The sequence below is a fragment of the Rhizobium sp. LjRoot98 genome, assembly GCF_964252935.1.
In the GTDB taxonomy this organism is placed as follows: Bacteria; Pseudomonadota; Alphaproteobacteria; order Rhizobiales; family Rhizobiaceae; genus Pararhizobium.
The window spans coordinates 692,425-716,539 of record NZ_CAXUPW020000001.1 but is presented as its reverse complement, the minus strand read 5'-3'; the positions used below and the strand labels follow the sequence as shown (position 1 = coordinate 716,539).

Sequence of the window (24,115 nt, the reverse complement as noted above, 5' to 3'; positions counted from 1 at the left end):
AACGCTGGACACGCGGTGTTGTTCCAAGCCGGTGCAGTCACGTTTTCAGGCGGGCAACTCTTCATTCGGTATTTCAGCGCCGTCTTGCCGCAATGGCCTGAAACTCATCCGGTGGAGCGGGCAGGGGCCATGATCGCCGATGGCATTGCGATGGCGCTGCGTGGCGTAACCGGCATGGGTGGCAAAACCGTAGGCGGGGAAAACCAGGTCGGCACGGGTCATCATGCGGTCGCGTGCTACCTTGGCAATGATCGATGCGGCCGCAATCGACAGCGACCGGGCATCGCCCTTGACGACAGCCTTGCCCATGCAAGCAAGGCCAGGTGGTATGTCGCGGCCGTCGGCCAGCACCAGCGCCGGTGCCTGTGACAGGCCCGCTACAGCCCGGCGCATCGCGTCGAGGCTTGCCTTGCGGATATCCGTGTCGTCAATCCTGCCTGCTCCGGACGAGGCGATCGAGACGATGGAAGTGCACAGGATGATCTCGAACAATTCCTCGCGGCGGGCGATCGACAGCTGCTTGCTGTCGTTCAGGCCTTCGGGAATGTTGTCGGGGTCGAGGATGACGGCGGCGGCAACGACCGGGCCTGCGAGGGGACCGCGTCCGGCTTCATCGGTTCCTGCGACTGGCCACAATCCATCGCGGCGTCCAGCCAGCTCGAAGCTGAAATCGGGGCCTTCAATGGTGTCGAAAAGAAAGGGGGAATCGGGCGGTGTGCGTCGTGACATGCGGCGAAACTCGCATACAAGCCCGATTCCCTGCAAGTCCTTCGGCAATGAGGCGGTTGCCGGAGGATGACCCATGCTGCCTCGGGGCAAGAAGCAGCATCGGTATTCGATCTTCGGGATTGCGCCCGGATCAATCCTGTTGCCCGTCAGAGAAGTGACAGTTGAACACCGGTCCCCAACGGCGGCACAAACAGATCGCAGTTCAGCGGGCGCCGGGTGAAATTCAGTTCCAGCCGCTTGGCGGCCAGCTCGAAACGGCGGCCGATCTGCCAGGCATAGGGACCGGCACCCTTCATGCGCTTGCCAAATTCCGCGTCGTAATCCTTGCCGCCGCGCATCGAGCGGACCAGCGACATGACGTGGCGGTAGCGATCCGGATAATTGCGCAGCAGCCAATCGCGAAACAGCGGGCTGACTTCGATCGGTAGGCGCAACAGCACGTAGCTCGCACTCGTTGCTCCAGCGGTCTTGCCCGCATCCAGCACCCGTTCGATCTCATGGTCGTTGAGGGCCGGAATGACCGGCGCCATCATCACCGTTGAGGGAATGCCGGCTTCGGACAGCGCCTTGATGGCTTCCAGCCGCTTGGATGGCGTCGAGGCCCGTGGCTCCATCAGGCGGGCAAGCTTGCGGTCGAGCGTCGTCACCGACAGACCGACTTTCGCCAGGCCTTTCTCAGCCATCGGGGCCAGGATATCGATGTCACGCATCACCATCGCCGATTTGGTGACGATCATCACCGGATGATCAGCGGCTTTCAAAACTTCGAGAATCTGGCGCATGATCCGCCATTCCTTCTCGACCGGCTGGTAGGGATCGGTATTCGTGCCGATGGCGATCGGACGGACCTTGTAGCCGGGCTTGGCCAGTTCCCGCTCCAGCAGCTTTGCAGCGTCCGGCTTGGCAAACAGCTTTGCCTCGAAATCGAGCCCCGGCGACAGGCCCATATAGGCGTGGGTCGGGCGGGCGAAGCAATAGATGCAGCCATGCTCGCATCCCCGATAGGGGTTGACGGAGCGGTCGAAAGGAATGTCGGGTGAATCGTTGCGGCTGATGATCGAACGCGGTTTCTCCACTTGGACTTCGGTCTTGAAGACCGGCAGGTCCTCCAGTGAATCCCAGCCGTCATCTTCGAGCTGCCGCGACACCTGTTCGAACCGGCCGGACGAATTGATCGCCGCGCCACGTCCACGCCGCCGGTCGATCTCGATGCGCAGCCCGGAGCTGGCAATCATCGCTTCGGCCATATCTGCCGTATTGGCAGGCGCCAAAGCGCCCTGCCTGATCTGAGACAGCTCGTTCATGGGTTTCTCCGGGAGACAGTCGGTACAGACTCTCCGATGTCCTCTGATTATTTTCCTATCGCGAAAATGAGAACAATGCAAGAACAAAAATCCGATGCATGGCTCGGATACGGGTAATCGTTCCTGGGTGCGAATGCCGGTGCATTCATCATGAATCAAAAGTTAATCGCCCGGGGAAGAAGGGCGTGTGGAAAATTTGTGTGCAATGCGGTATGGACGGCAATGCTGACGATCATCACCGAAACCCGCGATAATGAAGCTGAACTGGCGCAGACACTTTCGGCGCTGGTGGCGGGTGCCGTGGAAGGGCTGGTGAGCGACGTGATTATTCTCGATCATGCCTCACAGGATGGTTCGAGCCGTGTGGCAGATGCTGCGGGCGCCCGTTTCTGTACGAGCTGGGACATGACCGACATCGTCCGTTCCGCGCGTGGCAATTGGCTGCTTTTGCTTGAAGCAGGCGCCAGGCCGGCGGGGCGCTGGATCGACGACGTGGCGGAATATATGTCGCTGAACAAGATGCCGGCGCGTTTCTCACCTTCGAGGCAGTATCGCCGGCCATTCCTGCAGCGCATCGTCACCCGTCCGGCACCGCTGGAACAGGGATTGCTGCTATCGAAACAGCAGGCGGCAGCGATCGCCAAAACATCGATGCAGCTTGCTGATTTTGCCAATGGCCGGGCGGCACGCAAGCTTGGCAGCGAACTGGTGCCGGCATGGGTGGCCATCGCCAACCGCCCGGGTGCGGAAAACCTGTAGGCGCGGCCCACCGCAAAAAGAGCAGGCCCTTTCGGACCTGCCCTGCCGTCATGAAAAAATGAACCGTTAAAATGGCTTGCCGCGTCAAACCCAGCCGCCGCGTCGTATCGCTTTGCGGGACGGCTTTCGAAACGTGAAATCCGCCGCCTTCATGCTGTCTGCCGAGATCTGGATGGGGAGGGAGGTCGCATCACCGGTGGGTGAGCCTGCCATTCTGTCCTCCTCATTCCGTCTCCCGATGAGGACAGTTCTACGATGCTGCATCGTGGCGCGCTGTTACGAATGGAACAGGAAGGATTGGGCCGTTTGAAAAGTGGCGGTCAGCCGCGTTTCAGGTGCTCGTCCAGCCGGGGCATGATCTCGACGAAGTTGCACGGCATGTGCCGGTAGTCGAGCTGCTGCTTGAGGATGCCGTCCCAGGCGTCCTTGCAGGCGCCGGGCGAGCCCGGCAGCACGAAGATGAAGGTGGCATTGGCAACGCCGCCGGTGGCGCGTGACTGGATCGTCGAGGTGCCGATCTTGTCATAGGAAATCCGGTGGAAGACCTCGGAAAAGCCGTCCATGCGCTTTTCAAACAGAGGCTCCAGCGCCTCAGGCGTCACGTCGCGTCCGGTAAAACCCGTGCCGCCGGTGGTGATCACCACGTCGATCGTGTCGGTCAACGTCCAGGCCTTCACCTGTGCCGCGATCCTCTGCTTGTCGTCCGGAACGATGGCGCGGGCCTCGAGCCGGTGTCCGGCATCGGTGATGCGGGCGGCCAGCGTATCGCCGGAACGGTCGTCAGCCAGCGTGCGGGTATCGGAGACGGTGAGCACCGCGATCCCGACCGGAACGAAAGGTCTTGGCGATTTAGCCTCGGTCATCGTGGTCTCCATCAACGCTGTTGCAGGCCAGAACGTACCAGTTAGGGTGTTGCCTGGAAAGAACAGCTGCCGCTTCGTCCCGGGCTTCAGTGCTTGCGTAAAGGCCGAAGCAGGAGGCACCCGATCCGGACATCCGGACAAGACAGGCCTCCGTCAGACCAAGCGCCTCAGAGACTGAAGTGATGTCCGGCTCGAGTTCGCGGGCGGGCGGCTCCAGATCGTTGCGCAGGCCTGTCAGCGCATCGATCCAGCCGTCACGCGATCGCCTGCCCGGCGGCATCAAAAGCGGCGGCTTGGTCTTGTCCTTCAAGAGCTTGAAAATCACCGGCGTCGAGACCGCCTTCAGCGGGTTGACGATCAGCATCGGGAAGGCCGGAAATTCGGCAATCGCATCGATGTCTTCCCCGATGCGGCGCGCAACCAGCGGTCGGCCATGAAGACACATCGGCACATCGGCGCCAAGCTTTAGCGCGATCTCCTGCAGGCTCCCTGGATTGATGGACGCCTGCCACAATTCAAGCAACCCAAGAAGCGTGGCAGCCGCATCGGCCGAGCCGCCGCCGATACCAGAAGCGACCGGCAGGTTCTTTTCGAGATGCAGGTGAACTGGGCCCGCCTTGATGCCCTTTTCGCTGAGATGGCCCCGCAACAGGTCACGCGCCTTAAGCACCAGGTTCCCCGCCGCAGCCTCGCCGGCAAGCGGCAGATCGGCGGAAAAGCGGCCGGAGATGGTAAACCGGTCTTCATCTGAAAGGGAAAAGCCGATGCGGTCTCCCGCATCGGCAAAGGTCACGAGGCTTTCCAGCAGATGATAACCGTCGGCCCGCTGGCCAACGACGTGCAAAGCCAGATTGATTTTCGCCGGCGCGGTCCGCGTCAGCGAAAATCCTAAAATTCCATCCTCACTTGCCATTGAAAGGCGAAATCAGGATTTCTTGCCGGCAGCGACGTCCGGAGCCACTTTCTTCGGCTGGGTATCGCCTGCCTCGGCGGCGGCCGGCACCTTGACCTCAACCGGCGGCAAGCCGCTTTCGATCTTCGCCTTGATCTTCGGGATTTCCGCTTCCTCGGGCTTCAGCGCCAGGGCCTGGTTCCACTGGAACACGGCTTCGAGCTTGCGGCCGACGCGCCAATAGGCATCGCCCAGATGGTCGTTGATGGTCGCATCACCCGCCATCAGCTCGACCGCGCGCTCCAGCTCGACCGCAGCGTCGTCAAAACGGCCCATCCGGAAATAGGCCCAGCCGAGCGAATCGACGATGTAGCCGTCGTCCGGCTTCAGATCGACGGCCTTGCGGATCATGCCGAGGCCTTCCTCGAGATTGATGTTCATATCGACCCAGGAATAGCCGAGATAGTTCAGCACCTGCGGCTGGTCAGGATTGAGGTCGAGCGCCTTCTTGAAGCTCGGCTCGGCCTTGTCCCACATTTTCTGGCGCTCATAGGCGATGCCGCGCTGGAAGAAGATCGTCCAGTCGCTGCGCTGCGGCACCGGGCCGATCGCCGCGACGGCACGGTCATAGACCAGGCCCATCTCCTTGTAGTCCTTGGCGTCCGACAGCACGCTGCCATAGGCGAGGTAGCTGCGCACGTCCTTCGGGTCGAGGTCGATCAGTTCCTTCAGATGCTGCTTGGCTTCATCGACCTTGCCGATCGAGGCAAGGCTGAGACCCAGCTGCATTTCCGACAGGCGCCGCATCGGCGAATTTTCCGGCACGCTCTTGTAGAGCGCGATGGCCCGCTCGGGCTTTTTCAGGTTTTCCGCGATACCGCCGAGCATGACGAGGATATCGGCGCTTTCCGGATCCAGCGCCCGCGCGGTCTGCAGATAGAGCGAAACAATGTCTTCCGCGCCATCGCGGTTCAGTGCCGCGCCGATCGAAAACAGCACGGCGGCGGCTCCTTGGGTGGCGCTGCGAACCTGCTGCTCCTGCGGCTTGCCTTCTTCAATGCTGGTGCGCAGCGCCTTCAGCGGCGCATAATTGCTGATGAAGCCTTCGCCGACCGAAACCGCATCAAGCGCCTTCTGCTTGTTGCCGTCGCGGGCCTCAAGCTTTGCCAGCGCGACGACGGCACGCATGAAGGTATCGGGGGCAGCACTGCCGCCTTCACGGTCTAGAACGGCGTCGTTCAACTTCGAGCGGGCCGTCGACTTGTCGCCGGCGGCCAGCGCAATGGCGCCCTGATGGTAGGATTTGAAGATGCGGAACCACTCCGGCCCTTCCATCGCCTGGATTTCAGCGATCGCGTCCTTGGGCTTGCCTTCGCCGGCTTTCGCCCATCCGAGAAGGAGGCCGTTCATCAGCCGGTCGAGATCGTTCGGGCCTTCGTAATTGAGGATTTTCTGCGCGTGGCGATATTCCCGCTTGCGGATGGCCTCGACGGCGCGGGTGATCGTGGTGATCCGCTCGACGGAGCTGTCAGACTTCAATTCTTCGGCAATCTTGGCGCCGCCCTCGAAATCGCCGTTCATCAGCGACGTGATCATCAGTCGCTGCTTGACGTCGACATTGTCAGGTTCGAATTCAAGCGCCGTGCGGTAGAGCTTGGTCGCGGTATCGAGATCGTGATCGACATCCGCAGTGCGGGCAGCGAGAAACGCGCCGGAAAAGCTGTTGACCGAATTCAGATCGAATGGCTTGCTTTCTTCGACCGCAGGCTTTTCCTCGGCAAAGCTTGGGGCTGCGCCGGAAAAGGACGCCAAGGCGAGGAAGGCAGCACCGCTGAGCAGGCGAAGAAGGTGTTTTTGCCGCATGACAAGCCTTTCGTTACGGGCGACGCCCCTTGGCGCCGGCGCCGGATTCGCGCGGAATCAATCCTAAATCAATAACGCATAACCCGGCAAACCGGAATCGGTTTGAACGCAAGGCAAAACGCAATTCGACATCCCGCCGTCAATTTCCGCTCACTCGATCGTGAGCGCTTTCGACGGCAGCCGGAGCATGAATGGATAGAATGGCTTTTTTGGCGCAGTGCGGCAAGAAATTCCTCAAGCCTACAGCTGGTCCTTGCAAAGACCGGTCAGCTGACCCGGTCGATGCAGAAATCGATGACCTCGAGAAGCGCGTCCTTCCAGGGGGATTCCGGCAACGGTGCAAGCGCATCTCGGGCAATCGTGCCGTAATGCTGGGCCCGGGCGATAGTGTCGGTCAAGCCGCCATAGCGGGTGATCAACCCCAGTGCCTTTTCCAGGTTCTGGTCGTTGCTCTCACCGCCTTCGATCGCCTGCCGCCAGAAGCTGCGCTCATCGGCCGTGCCGCGGCGGTAGGACAGAATGACGGGCAGGGTGATCTTGCCTTCGCGGAAATCGTCGCCGGTGTTCTTGCCGAGATCGGCGGCCTTGCCACCATAATCGAGCACGTCATCGACCAGCTGGAAGGCAAGGCCGAGGTTCATACCGTAGGATTTCAGCGCGTTGCGGCTGGCCTTGTCGGTCTTGGCGACGATCGGTCCGACTTCGGAGGCTGCTGCAAACAGGGCGGCCGTCTTGGCGCGAATGACGGAAAGGTAATCGTCTTCCGTCGTTTCCATGTTCTTGGCGACGGACAGCTGCAGCACTTCGCCTTCGGCAATGACGGACGCGGCGGTGGAAAGCACGTCGAGCGCATCGAGCGAGCCGACGTCGACCATCATGCGGAAAGCCTGACCAAGCAGGAAATCGCCGACAAGCACGCTGGCCTGGTTGCCCCAGATCATCCGTGCCGTTGATTTGCCGCGGCGCAGATCGCTCTCGTCGACCACATCGTCATGCAGCAGGGTGGCCGTGTGCATGAACTCAACTGCGGTCGCAAGCTTGATATGCGCATCGCCGGTAAAGCCGAACATGGCGGCGGAGGCCAGCGTCAGCATCGGGCGCAGGCGCTTGCCGCCGGAGGAGATCAGGTGGTTGGCCACTTCCGGAATCATCTGGACGTCGGAGCCGGCCTTGGACAGGATCAGCTGGTTGACGCGCTCCATGTCCGCCTTCGTCAGGTCGACGAGCGGCTTGACCGATGCTTGTTTGTTTTTGCTGTCTTCCAGCGGTATCACTACGCCCAACACAAGGGACTCCTGTTCAAATTCCAGTTCGGACAATAGAAAGGGGGGCTTGTGGCGGCAAGAGGCGAATTGTCCCGCTTGCTCAAATAAGGCAGGAAAACGACCCGGAATGAAGGAATTGATCCGTACCAATGACGCCGTCGTACTCTCGTTTGCTCAAAGTCTCATGAAGGATGCCGGTATCGGCTGCTTCATCGCCGATCAGGGCATGAGCATTCTTGAAGGGTCTCTCGGCCTGTTACCCCGCCGACTTCTGGTCGATGAAGACGATGAACAAGAGGCAAGGCAGGTCCTGATCGATGCCGGACTAGAGGCGGAATTGCGCGACGCATGACGACGACGGCCACCGAAACCATCGACAGCTTTCACCGCGGTCAATTTCAGGTGATCCAGCCGTTAGGTCAGGGGCATCGATCCGGCATGGATGCGATGTTGCTTGCCTCGCTGGTCGTCTCGGAAAAGCCCTGCCGTGTCGCCGACCTCGGCGCTGGCGCCGGAGCAGCCGGCATGGCCGTTGCCTCGCGGCTGGAAAAGGCCGAAGTGGTTCTGGTCGAGCGGTCGCCACTGATGGCGCAGTTTGCCAGGCGAAGCCTGGAGCTTGCGGACAATGCCCGGTTTGGCGGCCGGATATCCGTTCTCGAAGCCGACGTGTCGCTGACCGGCCGGGCCAGGGTTGCGGCGGGTCTCGCCGACTACAGTTTCGATCACGTCATCATGAACCCGCCCTTCAACGATGCCTCGGACCGCAAGACGCCGGATGCCTTGAAGGCCGAGGCACATGCGATGATCGACGGCCTGTTCGACACCTGGATCCGGACGGCAGGCGCCATTGCAAGGCCGGGTGGGCAATTGTCGCTGATCGCCCGGCCCGAATCGATTGCCGAGATCATTTCGGCCTGCGGCGGTCGTTTTGGCGGTCTGGAAATTACGCCCCTGCATCCGCGCGCTGGTGAAAATGCGGTGCGTATTCTTGTGACGGCGATCAAGCAGAGCCGCGCGCGATTGACGCTGCGAGCGCCGCTGATCGTGCATGAGGCGGAGACGCACAGGTTCGCCACCGTCGTCGACGATATGAACAATGGCCGCGCCGCCTATCACCGCAATCGATGATTTTCACGGCATTGCCATTGCGTTTGCCGCGCCAGTGCATACATGCCAACACGCATAATGATTGCCGATACGTACAATGAATGCAGGGAGTTCAGATGGCCGGACTGTTGAGGAAGCTGTTGCCGAAGCGTTTTCGCAAGGACGGTATAACGATCCCGGTCGTCAGGCTGCACGGTGCGATCATGGCAGGCGGCAGCCAGTTCCGCCCGGCGCTCAATCTGGCGGCGGTCGCACCCGTGCTTGAAAAGGCTTTTTCGGTGAAGGGCGCGCCGGCCGTTGCCATCTCGGTCAACTCTCCCGGCGGCTCGCCCGTTCAGTCACGGCTGATCTACCAGCGCATCCGAGACCTGGCCGAGGAAAAGAAGAAGCGTGTCATCATCTTCGTCGAGGATGTGGCGGCGTCCGGCGGCTACATGATCGCGCTTGCCGGCGACGAGATCATTGCCGACCCGACTTCGATCGTCGGTTCCATCGGCGTCGTGTCCGGCGGTTTCGGTTTTCCGGAACTGTTGAAGAAGATCGGTGTCGAGCGGCGTGTCTATACCGCCGGCTCCAACAAGGTGATGCTCGATCCTTTCCAGCCCGAAAAGGAACGGGATATCGAGTTCCTCAAGGGTCTGCAGCTGGAAATCCATGACATATTCATCGGCATGGTCAAGGCGCGGCGTGGCCATCTGCTCGCCGATACGCCCGACATCTTCTCCGGCCTGTTCTGGACCGGCAAGCGTGGCCAGGAGCTGGGTCTGGTCGATAGCCTCGGCGACATGCGCGGCGAGCTGAAAAAGCGGTTTGGCGACAAGATCCAGCTGCAGCTGGTTTCTGCGTCGCGCGGTCTGTTCGGCCGCCGCCAGCCGGGTGCATCGATGGCGGGCGGAATGGCGGAGCGGTTCGCCGTCTCAGCCGTATCCGGTCTTGCCGAGGTGGCCGAGGAAAGAGCATTATGGGGTCGCTTCGGTCTTTGATAATCTAGCGGAAACGGGGGAGAGCGCATGCCGCAATTGATTTTACTGCTGCTGTTTGCAGCCATCGCCTGGTTCGGCTACCGCAAATTCGTGGCCGACGCGGAAAAGCTGAGCCGCCGCCAGCAGGAAGCCCGCCGCCGCGAGGAAACCGGCACGCAAGGCACGCTGGTCAAGGATCCGGTGACGGGGGAATACCGGCTGAAGAAACCGGAGTGATGGCTTCAATTTATTGAGCGTTCATCCTGTCTATGATATACATTATTTTCCGTAGATCATGGAGTCGGCGATGCAGGTCTCTAAATGGGGTAACAGTCTGGCAATTCGCATTCCTTCCTCGGTTGTGGAGGTTTTGCAGCTGAAGGAGGGCGACGAGGTGGCCGTGCGCATCGCCGGCGAACGTACCTTCGAGCTGGAGCGCAATACCGCACGTGAGGACGCGCTTGAGCGTATCAAGGCGTTTGCGAGGCCTTTGCCTGCTGATTGGAAATTCGACCGCGACGAGGCAAATGCGCGGTGACTGCGCCCCTGCTTGATACCAACATTCTCGTCTATGCTTTCACCAACGATGATCGTGCCGCCAAGGCGCAGGAACTTCTTTCTGAACCTTTCATCTTGAGTGTTCAGGCACTGAATGAGTTTGGCAATGTTGCTTCAGGCAAGCTCGGTATGAGTTGGCCGGAAGTGCGAAGCGCCATAGAGGACGTAAGCGGACTTGCCGTTGCCATCCAACCTATTGATCGCGAATGTAATTTACAGGCGCTCAATTTGGTCGAGCGCTTCAATTTTTCTTTCTACGATGCTTTAATGATTGCCGCTGCCCTTCTGGCGGGTTCGAAGCACGTTTTTTCCGAAGATATGCAGCATGGGCTGATTATTGACGGACGGATGACGATCCTCAACCCTTTCACGGGTATGAGCGGATAATTTTTGCAAAGGTAATCCTCACGCCACCGGGGTCTTCTGCCCTTGACCCTCTTCGCCCATCATGGCACCAGACAGCCAGATATCTTCAATCTGGACTGATGCCATGACCGCCGCCGCTCTCCCGGACCATATGAACCCCAAGCGCTCCTTTCAGGCGCTGATCCTGACGCTGCACGCTTACTGGGCGGACAAGGGATGCGCGGTTCTGCAGCCTTATGATATGGAGGTCGGCGCCGGCACCTTTCATCCGGCAACGACATTGCGCGCGCTTGGTCCCAAGCCGTGGCGGGCTGCCTATGTACAGCCGTCGCGCCGGCCGTCGGATGGCCGCTATGGCGAAAACCCCAACCGGCTGCAGCATTACTACCAGTACCAGGTCATCCTGAAGCCCAATCCGCCGAACCTGCAGGAACTCTATCTCGGTTCGCTCGCCGCCATCGGTCTCGATCCGCTGCTGCATGATATCCGCTTTGTCGAGGACGACTGGGCAAGCCCGACGCTGGGCGCCTGGGGTCTTGGCTGGGAATGCTGGTGCGATGGCATGGAAGTCTCGCAGTTCACCTATTTCCAGCAGGTCTGCGGTATCGAGTGCTCGCCTGTATCCGGCGAGCTGACTTACGGCCTCGAGCGCCTCGCCATGTACGTCCAGGGCGTCGACAATGTTTACGACCTCAATTTCAACGGCCGCGAGGGCGACGAGAAGATCAGCTATGGCGATGTCTTCCTGCAGGCCGAGCAGGAATATTCGCGGCACAATTTCGAATTTGCCAATACGGCCATGCTGCAGCAGCATTTCGTCGATGCCGAAAAGGAATGCATGGCGCTTCTGGCGGCCGGTGCGCCTGACACCAGCGCCAATGCGGTCCTGCACAAATGCGTCTTCCCGGCTTATGACCAGTGCATCAAGGCCAGCCATGTCTTCAACCTGCTCGATGCGCGCGGCGTGATTTCCGTGACCGAGCGCCAGAGTTACATTCTGCGCGTGCGCACGCTGGCGACAGCCTGTGGCGAAGCCTTCCTGCTGACCGATGCCGGTGGCATCAATCTGGCGAAAGACGCCGCCTAAACCCAGCAGCGGGCGGACCCGATCCGTTGTATGAAACGGCCGTGATCGGCCGCCGGGCCACTCTGCTGTCGGTTCCGGACTAGCACGCCCGGTCTCGTCATCAGATGCCGTATGGCTGGCGTATGACCGGCGTGCCGTCTGAACGCAGTGATCTGCCGCGAAATTGCAGCTTTTGAGGGAAGTGTCATATGCCTCTCCTTCAAGACGTAAAATCAATTGCTTGATCCCGCTTGGTTGTTCAGTAAGCGTTTAAGGAGTTTGTTCTAAGCTTTGTCCACGTGACTAAGTTCAGGACGCATGATGGACGACGAGGATATTCTGCCCCCGGAAGTGTTGGCTTCGATGTTGATGCGAATGTTCGAGTTCGCGCCGATTGCGATGGCGATTACCACCAGTGATACCAAGACCTCGAGCTATGCCAAGGTCAACGATGCCTATCTGAAGCTGACGGGCCTGAAATGGGAAAATATCCGCGGCAAAAAACTGACATCGGATGGCGCCGCGATCGATAATCCGGCGCGTGATCGCCGCCACCGTCTGCTTGCAGAAGTGGGCTCCTATGAACTGGAGGAAGTCGATCTCGTCTACGCCGACGGTACGATCATCCCGACACTGATTTCGGCGCAGAGAACCTGGGTCGATGGCGTTTCCTTTGATGTCGAAGTTATCGTCGACGTCTCGGCGCGTGTCCGGCAGCAGCGGGAAATCGAGAACGCTTTGCGCGCATCGGCGCGCACCGACGCCCTGTCCGGCCTTCCGAACCGGGCCTGTTTCGATGAAGTGGTCGTTGATGCCGTCGAACGCAGCATGCAGAATGACCGTAAGCTCGCGCTGGCCTTCATCGACCTTAACGGCTTCAAGACGGTCAATGACAAGCTGGGACATGCCGCCGGCGATGAGGTTTTGAGAACCATCGCCAGCCGCCTTCGTGAAAGCTTTCGCGCCACGGATTTCATCGCCAGAATTGGCGGCGACGAATTCGTGGTGCTGCTCGATATTGACCTGAAGCTGGCGGCCGATGTTCAGCAGAATGTCCAGGATGCCATGGAGCGGGTTTTCAAACCGATCGCGATAGAGGGCAAGGTGACCTATACCGGTGCGGCCGTCGGCGTCACGTTCCTGCAGCCGGACGATACCGTCGCGTCCTTTGTGCGCAGGGCCGACGAGTATATGTATATCGCCAAGACCAGCGAACAACGGGTGGCGGTTGTCTGTTTCGGGCAGATCCTGGAGACGGTCCCTTCGGCGGAAGATACGGTCGAATGGGCCAGATTAGGCCGCTCTTAAAAGGTAGCCTTCGAGGTTTGAGGCGCCGATGAGCGGATATCCTCATTTTGCAAAATCGCAAAGCGCTCTTGACCTGAACTTTACTTGAGGTCCTAGAACTGCATCTGCGGGGTCGCGCTGGGCGTCCTCTATTGAAGAGAGATGCAGATGGATATTAGCCACGCAAGCGGCAAGCCGCTTTATCGCATTAACAAATTTTCGGTTCCGGCAGAAAGCCGTGATGCCTTCCTTGAATTGATGGCAAAGACGCATGCGGTCTTGCGGCGGCAGGAAGGCGTGGTGACGGATCAGATTCTGGAGCAGCACTCCGGACCGGGCGTGTTCAATTTCGTCGCGATCATCGCCTTTACCGGGCCTGCTGTGATCGATTCTGTGGTCTCTGCCGTGGCTGCGTATGACCGGGAGACCGGCATCGATCGTCAGCAGATAATGACTGCACTTAACATCAAGACGGACATGGGGCTCTATCACAATCTGGATATCTGACGGCTGGCGAGGAGAGTGCATCCAGTGCCGTGTCAGGAATGGTGCCGCCGCTTAAATCAAGTCGCCCGCCTCGACGCCAATCTGCCAGATCGGCTTTGCGGTTGGAAACGCGCCGGTTGAATGCTGGCCGGCATAGGTCTGCAGGGCACGGCGAACACCGGCAGGTTTCTCGACGGTGCCTATGCTCGCATAGGCAAAAAACAAAGCCGAAAAGGCGATGACGTTGATGAGGGCTGCGAGCGTTTTCATGGGGCCGGTACTTTTCGGGTTCAGCGTTGATTTGATGCCCCACTATCGATCAGGCGCAGCCATTGCGCGGTTCCCCCAGGAACAGGCTGGTGCAGCCGGAACGGGAAAACCGGCAGGGTGAAGCGGGTGGCTGAAATTTGTCTTTCAACGGCGGCGTTCGATCCCTAAGCTGCGGCAAAATCACGCGGCGGAGGGAAAACTGATGATTGGTCTGGCCATTGGTGCGGTGGTGATCCTGTACCTGATTTTCATCTATAACGGCTTGGTCAAGGCGCGGCAGGTGAAGGAGGAGGCATGGTCCGGCATCGACGTGCAGTTGAAGCGGCGGGCAGACCTGATCCCCAACCTGATCGAGACCGTCAAGGGCTATGCCGCCCACGAAAAAGGCACGCTGGAAGAGGTCATCGCCCTTCGAAACAAGGCGCAGGCGCTGCCGGCAGGCGATGTTGCCGGACGCGCTGCGACGGAGGGCATGCTGAGCCAGGCGCTCGGCAAGCTGTTCGCGCTGGCGGAAGCCTATCCAGACCTCAAGGCCAACCAGAACTTTTCCGAGTTGCAGCAATCGCTGGAAAGCATCGAGGGGGAAGTGCAGATGGCCCGCCGCTACTACAATGGTGCGGCCCGCGACTTGAACGTCAAGGTCGAGAGTTTCCCGTCGAATTTCATCGCCGGCCCCTTCGGTTTTACCAAGGCGGCCTTCTTCGAGATCACCAACGAGGCTGATCGCGCCGTGCCGGTGGTGAAGTTTTAATCTAGCCGGAAAAGCCATTCCGTCGTAGACGGCTATCCACTATCGACAAGTGTGCACGGCCGTGGACAGGCGGTGCTGAAGGCATGAAGAGACAAGAGCATGAACGCCGCAGACCAGAAACTGACCATTCTTCCGCCCGGCCATCCGCTTGAAGGGCGCGTCAGTCCGCCCGGCTCGAAGTCGATCACCAACCGGGCGCTGCTGCTGGCGGGTCTTGCCAAAGGCACCAGCCGCCTGACGGGCGCGCTGAAAAGCGATGATACCCGCTATATGGCCGACGCCCTGCGCGCCATGGGCGTGGAGATTTCCGAGCCGGACGATACCACGTTCATCGTCACCGGATCCGGCAAACTCCTGCCACCCGAAAAGCCGCTTTTCCTCGGCAATGCCGGGACTGCGACCCGCTTTCTGACCGCGGCTGCGGCTCTCGTCGATGGCATGGTGATCGTCGATGGCGACCAGCATATGCGCAAGCGGCCGATCGCGCCGCTTGTGACTGCGCTGCGCTCGCTCGGCGTCACGGTGGAAGCCGAAACCGGTTGTCCGCCGGTCACCGTCTCCGGGACTGGCGATTTTGCCAGGGACCACGTCACCATCGATGCTGGCCTTTCCAGCCAGTATGTATCGGCCCTGCTGATGGCGGCTGCCGGCTCGTCCCACCCTATCAATATCGAGCTGGCCGGCGAAGAGATCGGTGCGCGCGGCTATATCGATCTGACAGTTGCCGCCATGAAGGCTTTCGGTGCGCAGGTGACGCAAATCAGCCCGTCGATCTGGCAAGTGGCCCCGACCGGTTATCACGCCATCGACTATCTGATCGAGCCGGATGCATCCGCTGCGACCTATCTCTGGGCGGCGGAAGTGCTGACCGGCGGCCGGATCGATCTCGGCGTCGCGGCAACATCGTTCTCGCAGCCGGATGCGAAGGCCTATGAGGTAATCGCTACGTTCCCGCATATGCCGGCCGTCATCGATGGCTCGCAGATGCAGGATGCGATCCCGACGCTTGCCGTGCTTGCGGCCTTCAACGAGACGCCGGTGCGGTTCGTCGGCATAGAGAACCTGCGCGTCAAGGAATGCGACCGCATCCGTGCGCTGTCCACCGGCCTCACCAATATTCGCCCCGGTCTCGGCATCGAGGAGGGCGACGATCTGCTGGTTGCGTCGGATCCGGCGCTGGTCGGCCAGACACTGCCTGCCGACATCGACACATTCGCCGATCACCGCATCGCCATGAGCTTTGCGCTGGCGGGGTTGAAGATCAACGGCATAACCATTCTCGACCCCGGCTGTGTTGCAAAAACCTATCCGCGCTATTGGGACGAGCTTGCCTCGCTCGGCGTCGGTCTTGAGGGCGACCGGCCTTAACCGGACGGAACATACGGCGCAGCGCCGAGGAGGGATCGATCGCATGAAACGTGTGTTTGCGGCGCTGGGATGGCTCTCTCTCTTCCTCACCATCCTGCTCGTCACGGGTGGGGTTGCGCGGGCCGAAGAGGTGTTTACCGCCTACCGCTCCGAGATCGATGTTGCCAAAAGCGGCGTGCTGAGCGTCACCGAGACGATCACTGCCAATGTCGAGGGAGACCGCATCAAGCGTGGCATCTACCGCGATTTTCCGCTGACCGTGACCGACGCAGGCGGCCGTGCTGTCCGGGTCGATTTCAAGCTGGTTTCCGTCGAGCGGGACGGTGCCGCAGAACCATACCGTACCGAAAACATCAGCGGCGGTATCCGCATCTATACCGGCGACAAGGACGTGTTTCTGGCCGATGGTCAACATACATTCCAGTTCACCTATGAGACTGCCCGCCAGATCCGGTTCTTTCCCGATCATGATGAGCTCTACTGGAATGTGACAGGCAACCAATGGGCGTTTCCGATCGAGGAGGCCTCCGCCACGGTTGCCTTGCCTTCAGGCGTGAAGGCCGAAGCGCTCAATGTCTTCACCGGTGGCCAGGGGGCGACCGGCAAGAATGCCCGCTCACTTGAAGATGGCGACCGGCTGGTCTTCACCACGACGCGCCGGCTCGAGGCCAATGAAGGGCTGACCATCGCCGTCAAGATGCCGAAGGGCAGCATCGATCCGCCATCGATATCGCAGCAAAGGACCTGGTGGTTTTTCGATCATCTGCCGCCGATCCTCGCCATGACCGGCTTCGTCGTCGCCGCGCTTTACTATTCGCGCATGTGGCTGAAGGTCGGCCGCGATCCGGCTCGTGGTGTCATCGTGCCGCGCTGGGACGCGCCGGACGGGATCTCCCCGGCGCTGGTCAACTATATCGACAACAAGGGGTTTTCCGGCCAGGGCTGGACGGCGCTATCCGCTGCTGCGCTCAATCTCGCCGTCGGCGGCTATGTCGTCCTGAAGGATTTCAAGAATTCGCTGGTGATCACCCGCACCGACAAGCCAAAGCCGCCGTCCTTGCCGACCGGCGAGGCCACGGTGCTGGCGGCGGTGCAGCGCAATGGCGGTGAATTGACGATCGACAGGACGAATGGCCCGGCGGTACAGAAGGCCGGAGCCGATTTCCGCACGGCCATGGAAAAGGAACATCGCAACAAATACTATCATGCCAACACCGCCTATGTGGTTGGCGGCATCGCGATCTCGATGCTGTTTCTGCTGGCCATTTGCATCGCAGGCGTTGCCGACGGCGCGACCGTCGCGCTGGTCATCGTGCCGGTTTTCGCTTCGATCGTCATCTCGGTGTTTGCGCTTGCCATCGGCAAGGTGTTCAACAAGAAGGGCAGCCTGTTTGTCCGCATCGGCTCGCTGATTGCGGCCGCCTTTCTGACGTTCTTCGTTATCGCCGTCGCGCTCAGCGTTCTGGCTGTCCTTGTCAGTATGGCGCTGGAGGCGCATCAGGTGCCGCTTTTGATCGGCGTCGGCGGCATCGTGCTCGTCAACATGCTGTTCTTCCATCTGATGGGTGCTCCGACGCCGATTGGCTCGAAGATGATGGATGGCATCGATGGCCTGCGGCAATATCTGACGCTTGCGGAAAAAGAACGCATGAACATGGCCGACGCACCGGAGATGTCGCCGCAGCATTTCGAAAAGCTTCTGCCCTATGCCGTGGCGCTGGGCGTCGAAAAACCCTGGTCGGAAACCTTCGACCGCTGGCTTCTGGCCGCTGCCGCTGGTGCTGCCGCCTACCAGCCGGCCTGGTATACCGGCAACAATTTCGCCGCCGGCTCCTTCGGTGACCGTATGGGCGGATTTGCAGGCTCGATGGCCAGCACTATGTCCTCTTCGCTACCCCCGCCACCCAGCTCCTCATCCTCCGGCTTTTCCTCCGGCGGCGGCTTTTCGGGCGGCGGCGGCGGCGGCGGTGGCGGAGGGGGATGGTAACCCTTTCACCTCCCCCTTGAGGGGGGAGGTCGCGACGCAGTCGCGGGTGGGGGTGATTACCGCGAATACTACGGTCAATTGCATATGCCGCAAGTCACCCCACCCCGTCGCTTCGCGCCGACCCTCCCCCTCAAGGGGAGGGTGTTGCCATCCGGCATGCTTCTCTTCAATCTAGGCGGGAGGAGAAGCGCATGACAAAGCCACCGTCAAAACTGGATCGCTTCAGAATTGCCAACAGCCGTCGCCTGCGCAATGGCGCGACGGGTGCCGAGATAAAACTCTGGCGCCATCTCGAACGCATTCCGCTCGAAGGAACCCATTTCCGCCGTCAGGTCCCCATCGGTCCGTATTTTTGCTGATTTCGCATGCCATCAGATCGGCTTGATCATTGAGCTCGACGGAAGCCAGCACGCATCTGATGCTGGGCTCCAGCGAGACGAAAGAAGAACCGCTTTTCTGGAGAACGAAGGTTATCATGTGCTTCGCTTCTGGAATTCCGATGTCTTTGAGGACCTCAATGCGGTGCTCGACACGATTTTTGCCATTGTGCAGCAACGTCAAATTTTGCTAGCAGAAGCCAACCATTTTCACCCCACCCCGGCACGTCGTGCCGCCCCTCTCCATCGAGGAGAGGGTGAGGAAGAAATCTGATGCCCGATCTTCTGCTTGAACTCCGCTCCGAGGAAATCCCGGCCCGTATGCAGCGCAAGGCTGCCGGTGATCTGAAGAAGCTCTTGACCGATGCGCTGGTCGAGGCGGGGCTGACCTATGAGGGCGCCAGGGAATACTGGACGCCGCGCCGGCTGACGCTCGATATCCGTGGTTTGAACACCCGCTCCGCCGATGTGCGCGAAGACCGAAAGGGCCCGCGCACCGATGCCAATGAAAAGGCCATCGAAGGCTTTTTGCGCGGTGCCGGTCTCACATCAATCGATCAGGCGCATGTCCATAGCGACCCGAAGAAGGGCGATTTCTATGTTGCCCACATCGTCAAGCCTGGCCGTCCGGCAGAAGAGATCATTGCCGAGGTGATGCCCGGCATCATCCGCACGTTCCCCTGGGGCAACCCGATGCGTTGGGGTGCAGCTTCAGCCAAGCCTGGTTCGTTGCGCTGGGTGCGGCCGCTGCAGACGATCGTCTGCCTGTTCGGCCCCGAACATGAGGAAACCCATGTCATCCCGTTCGAGGTCGATGGCATCGTTGCCTCCAACGTCACCTATGGACACCGTTTCCACGCGCCGGAAGCCATCACCGTGCGCCGCTTTGCCGATTACATCGAGAAGCTGGAAAAGGCCAAGGTCATCCTCGATGCCGAGCGCCGCAAGCAGATCATCGCTGCCGACGCCGCCAATATCGCCTTTGCCAGCGGCCTCGAACTCGTCGAGGACGAGGCGCTGCTGGAGGAAGTCTCCGGTCTCGTCGAATGGCCGCAGGTGCTGATGGGCGCCTTCGAGGAGGATTATCTAGCGATCCCGTCGGAAATCATCCGGCTCACCATCAAGACCAACCAGAAGTGTTTCGTCACCCGCCGGCCGGGCGAGGAAACCCTGTCGAACAAGTTCATCCTCGTCGCCAATATCGAGGCCAAGGACGGCGGCAAGGAAATCATCCACGGCAACGGCAAGGTTGTTCGCGCGCGTCTTTCGGACGCCAAGCACTTCTGGACCCGCGACCAGGGCAACCTGCCGGACCTCGAAACGCTGGAAGCGTCGGCGGCAAAATTCGATCTGGACCTGAAGAAGCCGCTCGACCAGCGCATGGCCAAGCTCGACGCACTAAACGTCACCTTCCATGCCAAGCTCGGCTCGCAGGGCGAACGCGTCCAGCGCATCCGCACACTGGCCGCCGAACTGGCCAAGGTCACTGGTGCAGACGCAGCTCTCGTCGACCGCGCCGTGGTGCTGGCGAAAGCCGACCTGCGCACCGAAGCCGTCGGCGAATTCCCCGAGCTTCAGGGCATCATGGGCCGCAAATATGCCGTCCTGCAGGGCGAAGACGCCTCCGTCGCTGCCGCGATTGAAGACCACTGGAAGCCGCAAGGCCCGTCCGATCGTCTTCCCGCCGATGCCGTTGGCCTGACGGTCGCGCTTGCGGACAAGCTCGACACCCTGATCGGCTTCTGGGCCATCGACGAGAAGCCGACAGGCTCGAAGGATCCCTATGCGCTGCGCCGCGCGGCATTGGGTGTCGTGCGGGTATTGCTGGAGCGGAAGGCGCGCCTGCCGCTTTCCGCGGTTGTGAAGGATGGCGACCTCGTCTCCTTCTTCCACGACCGCCTGAAAGTCTACCTTCGCGATCTCGGCGCCCGCCATGACCTGATCGATGCCGTTCTGACCCCGGATGCCGACGACCTGCTGATGGTCGCCCGCCGCGTCGAAGCGCTGACGGCCTTCGTCACCTCGGAAGAGGGGCTCAACCTGCTCGCCGGCGCCAAGCGCGCCACGCAGCTCCTGGCAGCGGAAGAAAAGAAGGGCACGCAGGTCGCTGCAACCGTCGATCCGGCTCTCTTGAAGCTTGATGCCGAAAAGGCGCTCTATGCCGCCGTAACGCAAGCCTCCGCCGAGGCAAGCGCTGCCATCGCCAGCGAAGACTTCCGCTCGGCCATGGAGGCCTTGTCGAAGCTGCGCGGCCCGGTCGACGAATTCTTCGCCGACGTCCTCGTCAATGATGACGACCCGGCCATCCGCGCCAATCGTCTTGCCCTGCTCGGCTTGATCCGCGCGGCGACCGGAACAGTTGCGGATTTCTCGAAGATTTCGGGCTGAGAGGGGGGCGATGAGGGCAAAAATCCTCGTCAGTGCCTGTCTCATGGGCCATGCCGTCCGCTATGACGGGCAGGCCAAGCCGCTTGTGCATCCGGCGCTCGACCGTTGGCGCGAGGAGGGGCGGCTGGTGACGATCTGTCCGGAGATGTCGGCGGGCATGCCCGTGCCGCGTCTGCCGGCGGAGATTGCGGCGGGAAGAGTAGGTGCCGACGTCCTGTCCGGGGCGGCGCGCGTGCTGGAAAGCCATGGCGGTGATGTCACGGATGCATTTCGTCAAGCCGCTGAAAACGCGCTTGCACTGGCTCGTGAGGCCGGCTGCTCTTATGCTCTGTTGATCGACGGTAGCCCGTCCTGCGGCTCGGGCTTCATCTATGACGGCAGTTTTACCGGCCGCCGCCTGAAGGGCGAGGGTGTTACGGCTGCGCTGCTGCGGCAGAACGGTATCCAGGTGTTTTCCGACCGGCAGGTCGATGAACTGGTGGCCGCCGCCGGCGCGTGAACGCGATCCCGAAAATTGCCTGGCCTGCTCAACCCTTATAGTCGAGGGTGAGAGTGGTGATGCCAAGGAAGGCGATCCAGGAGACGATAAAGGCTAAGACCGTTAGCGCCGCCGAGGTCCCGCTCGATTTCCCGACTTGCCCCCTGAAGAAAAAGAAGTTTGATACGAGTAGCCAGATCTGGGCGGCAATCAATGCCACCAGATAGGCGATGTTGCCGGTATGCGGGTAGAGAATGAAGCTCAGCGATGTGACCAGCGTAAATGGCGCGCAGATATAGCATTGCTGGTTGAATGGTATTTTCAGGCTATTGCGGGTCACCTGCCCGGGTGTGATCAGATCGTAGATCAGGGCGAAGGTGATCGGGAAGATCGAAAAAACCGCCATCCGGAAGAACAGGAGATTGATCCAGGACTGGGTGATGTATTGTCCTGTCTGGCTGCCCTTGATCGTTGCAAGATCGGCCGGCGCGAGCGGAGCGAAAAAGGCGGCAATGACGATCGACAGAAATAGGAAGATCGACGGCTTCATGCCGCTGTCGAACGACACATCCTCGTCCCTGACGGTTTCCTGCCGTGCATATTCGAGCATGTAGCCGGGCTGGAAGATGACCCTAAACAGCGTGTAGGGATAAAAGATCAGCCACATCAGAAGCTCGAAGATGAACTTCTCGATGGATTTGGCGATGTTGAAGACGTCCATACTATCCCCGCTGGACCATGTTACAGGACGTGGCCGCAGTGCCAGCAGACCGGATCAAGCCCGGGAATGTCAAGTGCAGCAGGTAGAAGGGTACCCCACAAAAAATTGCGCCCCTGCTTCTCTCAGGGACGCAATCTTTCGCCTGGAGGGCGAATACCCGGTCAACCTTCTTGCGTGCGGCTGGTTAGGGCAGGGACAGGAACTTCACGGTTATTTTAGCCGAAGTTGGAAATTTTCCAGATCAACTTCTTGTGATCGACTGTCTTGCGGCGTGACTGCTGTCATTGCAGCCGGCGATCCCATGTCGAGAGAGGCAGTTTTCGCAGCCATATCGACGATCTCAAGAGTGGCCGTTGCCTGGGCTTCCACAGGCGGCGCGTCCACCGTTGCGGCCTTCGCCAGATCGCCTGCAGCGGGCTTTTGAGCTTGAGCCTGCTTGATGTCTGCATCCGTCGCCTTGCTGATGAAGACGACCGGCGAGCCGCCAAGCCAGGCTTCAGTACGAACCAGTTTCATTTCACCGTTGATTTCCTTCAACTCGACCCGGTCAGTCCCCGGCACCATGTCCGGAACGACGTAGCTGGTTTTCTTCTTGACCACCAATGGCGGGCACTGATCACAGGAAAGCTGCGAAATACTCTTGTCGATATTTTTGCCGGAGATGATGTTTTCGAGCGAAGATGCGCCGGCTGTGCTGGCTGCTACCAGGCTGGTGAGCGTGAACAAAAGGGCGCGCATCGGCTTTCTCCTCTGAAATCGCTACGGCGCCGCGGGTCAATCATGACGCGCAAGGGTCGCAGTAGCACTTATTCAGTCAGGGAAAATAGCCGTTCTCCGTTACGTTCCCGTCAGGAGAATTGGTAAAAATTGAATGACTCCCGCGATTGGAGCGCCGTGGCCGCTCAGACCTTTTCGCGCTCGACCGCCTGCCAGCCGATGTCGCGGCGGCAAAAGCCGTTGTCCCACTCCACCTTATCAAGCGCCGCATAGGCCTTGTCTTTTGCCGCGCTGACGCTGCCGCCCATCGCTGTAACGTTGAGCACACGGCCGCCAGTGGCAACCAGTTGCCCGTCCTTCAGCGCTGTTCCGGCATGGAACACCTTGGTTCCGGCGTCCGCCTGCGGGATTGCGGCTATGGGCGTGTTCTTCTCGTAGGCAGCCGGATATCCCTTCGAGGCCATGACCACGGTCAGCGCCGCCTCGTCGCGCCATTCGGCGCTGACGGTGGCGAGCGTGCCGGTGGCGGCAGCATGGAGCAGCGGCAGGAGATCGCTTTTCAGCCGCATCATCAGAACCTGGCATTCCGGATCGCCGAAGCGGACATTGTATTCGATCAGTTCCGGGCCTTTGGCGGTGATCATCAGGCCGGCAAACAGCACGCCGGTGAAAGGGTGGCCGCTATCGGCCATGCCTGAAATCGTCGGTTCGATGATCTCGCGCATGGTGCGCTCGACCATATCAGGCGTCATCACGGGGGCTGGCGAATAGGCGCCCATGCCGCCGGTGTTCGGGCCGGTGTCGCCATCGCCGACGCGCTTGTGATCCTGCGCTGACGCCAGAGCCAGAGCCGTCTTGCCATCGCAAAGGCAGAAGAAGCTGGCTTCCTCGCCGTCAAGGTAAGCTTCCACCACCACCTCGGCTCCAGCTGCGCCGAAGGCGCCGGAAAAGCAGCTGTCGACGGCGTCAAGCGCCTCGTCGAGTGTCATGGCAACGGTGACGCCCTTGCCCGCAGCCAGCCCGTCGGCCTTGATGACGATGGGCGCGCCCTGCTCGCGAATATAGGCCTTGGCCGGTTCCGCCGACGTGAAGCGCTGATAGGCGCCGGTCGGGATGTTGTATTTGGCGCAGATGTCCTTGGTAAAACCCTTGGAGCCTTCCAGTTGCGCGGCGGCCGCAGACGGGCCGAAGACAGCGATGCCAGCGTCGCGCAAAGTATCGGCAAGACCCGCAACGAGTGGCGCTTCCGGGCCGACGACGACAAAATCGATTGTTTCCGTGCGGCAGAAATCCAGAACGGCGGCGTTATCCGCGGTATCGATATCGACAAGCGTTGCCTCTTCGGCGATGCCCGGATTGCCGGGAGCGGCATAGAGTGCCGTCAGGCGTGGCGATTGTCTTAGCTTCCATGCCAGCGCATGTTCACGCCCGCCCGATCCGATCAACAGAACTTTCATCGCCTACTCCCGCAATCCGCAGTGTTGAGGTGCGGTTAAGGCGAGGGCGCCCCAAGGTCAAGGCGAAATCTCTGCAAGGATCGCGATACCGGCG

28 protein-coding genes are annotated in these 24,115 nt (G+C 60.5%); 17 read left to right on the top strand and 11 right to left on the bottom strand.

Features of this window, described 5'->3' with window-relative positions; all coding sequences use genetic code 11:
• Positions 1-45: 45 nt before the first annotated feature.
• Together ACSQ3J_RS03560 and ACSQ3J_RS03555 are read right to left on the bottom strand one after the other, a co-directional pair.
• Positions 46-729, bottom strand: a complete 684-nt coding sequence (locus tag ACSQ3J_RS03560) for a ribonuclease HII (protein ID WP_060504788.1) — start codon at positions 727-729, stop codon at positions 46-48.
• A 146-nt stretch (positions 730-875) separates the two neighbouring features.
• The gene (locus ACSQ3J_RS03555) at positions 876-2,033 is read right to left on the bottom strand and encodes a PA0069 family radical SAM protein (RefSeq protein WP_060504789.1); all 1,158 of its coding nucleotides are present in this window, start codon (positions 2,031-2,033) and stop codon (positions 876-878) included.
• Between the two features lie 222 nt (positions 2,034-2,255).
• Between ACSQ3J_RS03555 and ACSQ3J_RS03550 the strand changes: the two genes are divergently transcribed.
• Positions 2,256-2,792 carry a hypothetical protein gene (locus ACSQ3J_RS03550; RefSeq protein ID WP_060504790.1) on the top strand — a complete coding sequence of 179 codons (537 nt, stop codon included), beginning with the start codon at positions 2,256-2,258 and terminating at the stop codon, positions 2,790-2,792.
• An 84-nt stretch (positions 2,793-2,876) separates the two neighbouring features.
• Here the strand turns inward: ACSQ3J_RS03550 and ACSQ3J_RS03545 are convergent, their stop codons facing one another.
• From ACSQ3J_RS03545 to ACSQ3J_RS03525, 5 genes are all read right to left on the bottom strand, one after another.
• Positions 2,877-3,005 carry a hypothetical protein gene (locus ACSQ3J_RS03545; protein WP_277995986.1) on the bottom strand — a complete coding sequence of 43 codons (129 nt, stop codon included), beginning with the start codon at positions 3,003-3,005 and terminating at the stop codon, positions 2,877-2,879.
• A 107-nt stretch (positions 3,006-3,112) separates the two neighbouring features.
• Positions 3,113-3,655, bottom strand: a complete 543-nt coding sequence (gene moaB, locus ACSQ3J_RS03540) for a molybdenum cofactor biosynthesis protein B (RefSeq protein WP_060504791.1) — start codon at positions 3,653-3,655, stop codon at positions 3,113-3,115.
• Positions 3,642-4,568 carry a 4-(cytidine 5'-diphospho)-2-C-methyl-D-erythritol kinase gene (locus ACSQ3J_RS03535; RefSeq protein ID WP_060504792.1) on the bottom strand — a complete coding sequence of 309 codons (927 nt, stop codon included), beginning with the start codon at positions 4,566-4,568 and terminating at the stop codon, positions 3,642-3,644. Before ACSQ3J_RS03535 ends, moaB begins: the two co-directional genes overlap by 14 nt.
• 12 nt (positions 4,569-4,580) lie before the next feature.
• Positions 4,581-6,410 (bottom strand): tetratricopeptide repeat protein, encoded by a 1,830-nt coding sequence (locus ACSQ3J_RS03530; protein ID WP_060504793.1) that lies wholly within the window; start codon positions 6,408-6,410, stop codon positions 4,581-4,583.
• A gap of 266 nt (positions 6,411-6,676) precedes the next feature.
• Positions 6,677-7,693: a polyprenyl synthetase family protein gene (locus ACSQ3J_RS03525; protein WP_060504886.1), complete on the bottom strand. Its 1,017-nt coding sequence runs from the start codon at positions 7,691-7,693 to the stop codon at positions 6,677-6,679.
• A gap of 109 nt (positions 7,694-7,802) precedes the next feature.
• On the opposite strand from ACSQ3J_RS03525, the gene ACSQ3J_RS03520 reads away from it, so the two are divergent.
• The 9 genes from ACSQ3J_RS03520 (at position 7,803) to ACSQ3J_RS03480 (ending at position 13,528) form a co-directional block, all read left to right on the top strand.
• Positions 7,803-8,027, top strand: coding sequence for a putative signal transducing protein (locus tag ACSQ3J_RS03520; protein WP_060504794.1), 225 nt, complete (start codon positions 7,803-7,805; stop codon positions 8,025-8,027).
• Positions 8,024-8,803 carry a tRNA1(Val) (adenine(37)-N6)-methyltransferase gene (locus ACSQ3J_RS03515; protein ID WP_436038654.1) on the top strand — a complete coding sequence of 260 codons (780 nt, stop codon included), beginning with the start codon at positions 8,024-8,026 and terminating at the stop codon, positions 8,801-8,803. The genes ACSQ3J_RS03520 and ACSQ3J_RS03515 overlap by 4 nt, the downstream gene beginning before the upstream one ends.
• 95 nt (positions 8,804-8,898) lie before the next feature.
• On the top strand, positions 8,899-9,765 hold the full coding sequence (locus ACSQ3J_RS03510) for a S49 family peptidase (protein WP_436038653.1): 867 nt from the start codon (positions 8,899-8,901) through the stop codon (positions 9,763-9,765).
• Between the two features lie 27 nt (positions 9,766-9,792).
• On the top strand, positions 9,793-9,981 hold the full coding sequence (locus ACSQ3J_RS03505) for a hypothetical protein (protein ID WP_060504797.1): 189 nt from the start codon (positions 9,793-9,795) through the stop codon (positions 9,979-9,981).
• Positions 9,982-10,051: 70 nt separating this feature from the next.
• A complete protein-coding gene (locus ACSQ3J_RS03500; protein ID WP_060504887.1) occupies positions 10,052-10,282 on the top strand; it encodes an AbrB/MazE/SpoVT family DNA-binding domain-containing protein in 231 nt (76 codons plus the stop codon).
• Positions 10,279-10,689, top strand: coding sequence for a PIN domain-containing protein (locus tag ACSQ3J_RS03495; RefSeq protein ID WP_436038652.1), 411 nt, complete (start codon positions 10,279-10,281; stop codon positions 10,687-10,689). Before ACSQ3J_RS03500 ends, ACSQ3J_RS03495 begins: the two co-directional genes overlap by 4 nt.
• Before the next feature lie 103 nt (positions 10,690-10,792).
• Positions 10,793-11,755 (top strand): glycine--tRNA ligase subunit alpha, encoded by a 963-nt coding sequence (locus ACSQ3J_RS03490; RefSeq protein WP_113548770.1) that lies wholly within the window; start codon positions 10,793-10,795, stop codon positions 11,753-11,755.
• 300 nt (positions 11,756-12,055) lie between these two features.
• Entirely contained in the window at positions 12,056-13,042 is a 987-nt protein-coding gene (locus ACSQ3J_RS03485; RefSeq protein ID WP_244482188.1) for a GGDEF domain-containing protein, read from the top strand.
• 147 nt (positions 13,043-13,189) lie between these two features.
• Positions 13,190-13,528: an antibiotic biosynthesis monooxygenase gene (locus tag ACSQ3J_RS03480; protein WP_436038650.1), complete on the top strand. Its 339-nt coding sequence runs from the start codon at positions 13,190-13,192 to the stop codon at positions 13,526-13,528.
• A 51-nt stretch (positions 13,529-13,579) separates the two neighbouring features.
• Here the strand turns inward: ACSQ3J_RS03480 and ACSQ3J_RS03475 are convergent, their stop codons facing one another.
• On the bottom strand, positions 13,580-13,777 hold the full coding sequence (locus ACSQ3J_RS03475) for a hypothetical protein (RefSeq protein ID WP_436038649.1): 198 nt from the start codon (positions 13,775-13,777) through the stop codon (positions 13,580-13,582).
• A 202-nt stretch (positions 13,778-13,979) separates the two neighbouring features.
• Between ACSQ3J_RS03475 and ACSQ3J_RS03470 the strand changes: the two genes are divergently transcribed.
• The 7 genes from ACSQ3J_RS03470 to ACSQ3J_RS03440 all read left to right on the top strand — a co-directional run bounded on the left by ACSQ3J_RS03470 (position 13,980) and on the right by ACSQ3J_RS03440 (position 21,147).
• A complete protein-coding gene (locus tag ACSQ3J_RS03470; RefSeq protein WP_436038648.1) occupies positions 13,980-14,528 on the top strand; it encodes a LemA family protein in 549 nt (182 codons plus the stop codon).
• A 99-nt stretch (positions 14,529-14,627) separates the two neighbouring features.
• Positions 14,628-15,896 (top strand): 3-phosphoshikimate 1-carboxyvinyltransferase, encoded by a 1,269-nt coding sequence (locus ACSQ3J_RS03465; RefSeq protein ID WP_060504803.1) that lies wholly within the window; start codon positions 14,628-14,630, stop codon positions 15,894-15,896.
• A 43-nt stretch (positions 15,897-15,939) separates the two neighbouring features.
• Entirely contained in the window at positions 15,940-17,883 is a 1,944-nt protein-coding gene (locus ACSQ3J_RS03460; RefSeq protein WP_436038647.1) for a DUF2207 domain-containing protein, read from the top strand.
• A 191-nt stretch (positions 17,884-18,074) separates the two neighbouring features.
• On the top strand, positions 18,075-18,242 hold the full coding sequence (locus ACSQ3J_RS03455; RefSeq protein ID WP_244489756.1) for a DUF559 domain-containing protein: 168 nt from the start codon (positions 18,075-18,077) through the stop codon (positions 18,240-18,242).
• A 22-nt stretch (positions 18,243-18,264) separates the two neighbouring features.
• Positions 18,265-18,534 (top strand): endonuclease domain-containing protein, encoded by a 270-nt coding sequence (locus tag ACSQ3J_RS03450; RefSeq protein ID WP_244489755.1) that lies wholly within the window; start codon positions 18,265-18,267, stop codon positions 18,532-18,534.
• Entirely contained in the window at positions 18,534-20,648 is a 2,115-nt protein-coding gene (gene glyS, locus ACSQ3J_RS03445) for a glycine--tRNA ligase subunit beta (protein ID WP_060504805.1), read from the top strand. The genes ACSQ3J_RS03450 and glyS overlap by 1 nt, the downstream gene beginning before the upstream one ends.
• 10 nt (positions 20,649-20,658) lie before the next feature.
• Positions 20,659-21,147 (top strand): DUF523 domain-containing protein, encoded by a 489-nt coding sequence (locus ACSQ3J_RS03440; RefSeq protein ID WP_060504806.1) that lies wholly within the window; start codon positions 20,659-20,661, stop codon positions 21,145-21,147.
• A gap of 28 nt (positions 21,148-21,175) precedes the next feature.
• Here ACSQ3J_RS03440 and ACSQ3J_RS03435 read toward each other — a convergent pair whose 3' ends face one another.
• The 3 genes from ACSQ3J_RS03435 to purD all read right to left on the bottom strand — a co-directional run bounded on the left by ACSQ3J_RS03435 (position 21,176) and on the right by purD (position 24,021).
• A complete protein-coding gene (locus tag ACSQ3J_RS03435; protein ID WP_060504807.1) occupies positions 21,176-21,847 on the bottom strand; it encodes a hypothetical protein in 672 nt (223 codons plus the stop codon).
• Positions 21,848-22,057: 210 nt separating this feature from the next.
• A complete protein-coding gene (locus ACSQ3J_RS03430; protein ID WP_244482190.1) occupies positions 22,058-22,573 on the bottom strand; it encodes a plant virulence effector HPE1-like domain-containing protein in 516 nt (171 codons plus the stop codon).
• 176 nt (positions 22,574-22,749) lie between these two features.
• The gene (gene purD / locus ACSQ3J_RS03425) at positions 22,750-24,021 is read right to left on the bottom strand and encodes a phosphoribosylamine--glycine ligase (RefSeq protein ID WP_060504809.1); all 1,272 of its coding nucleotides are present in this window, start codon (positions 24,019-24,021) and stop codon (positions 22,750-22,752) included.
• Between the last annotated feature and the right edge of the window lie 94 nt (positions 24,022-24,115).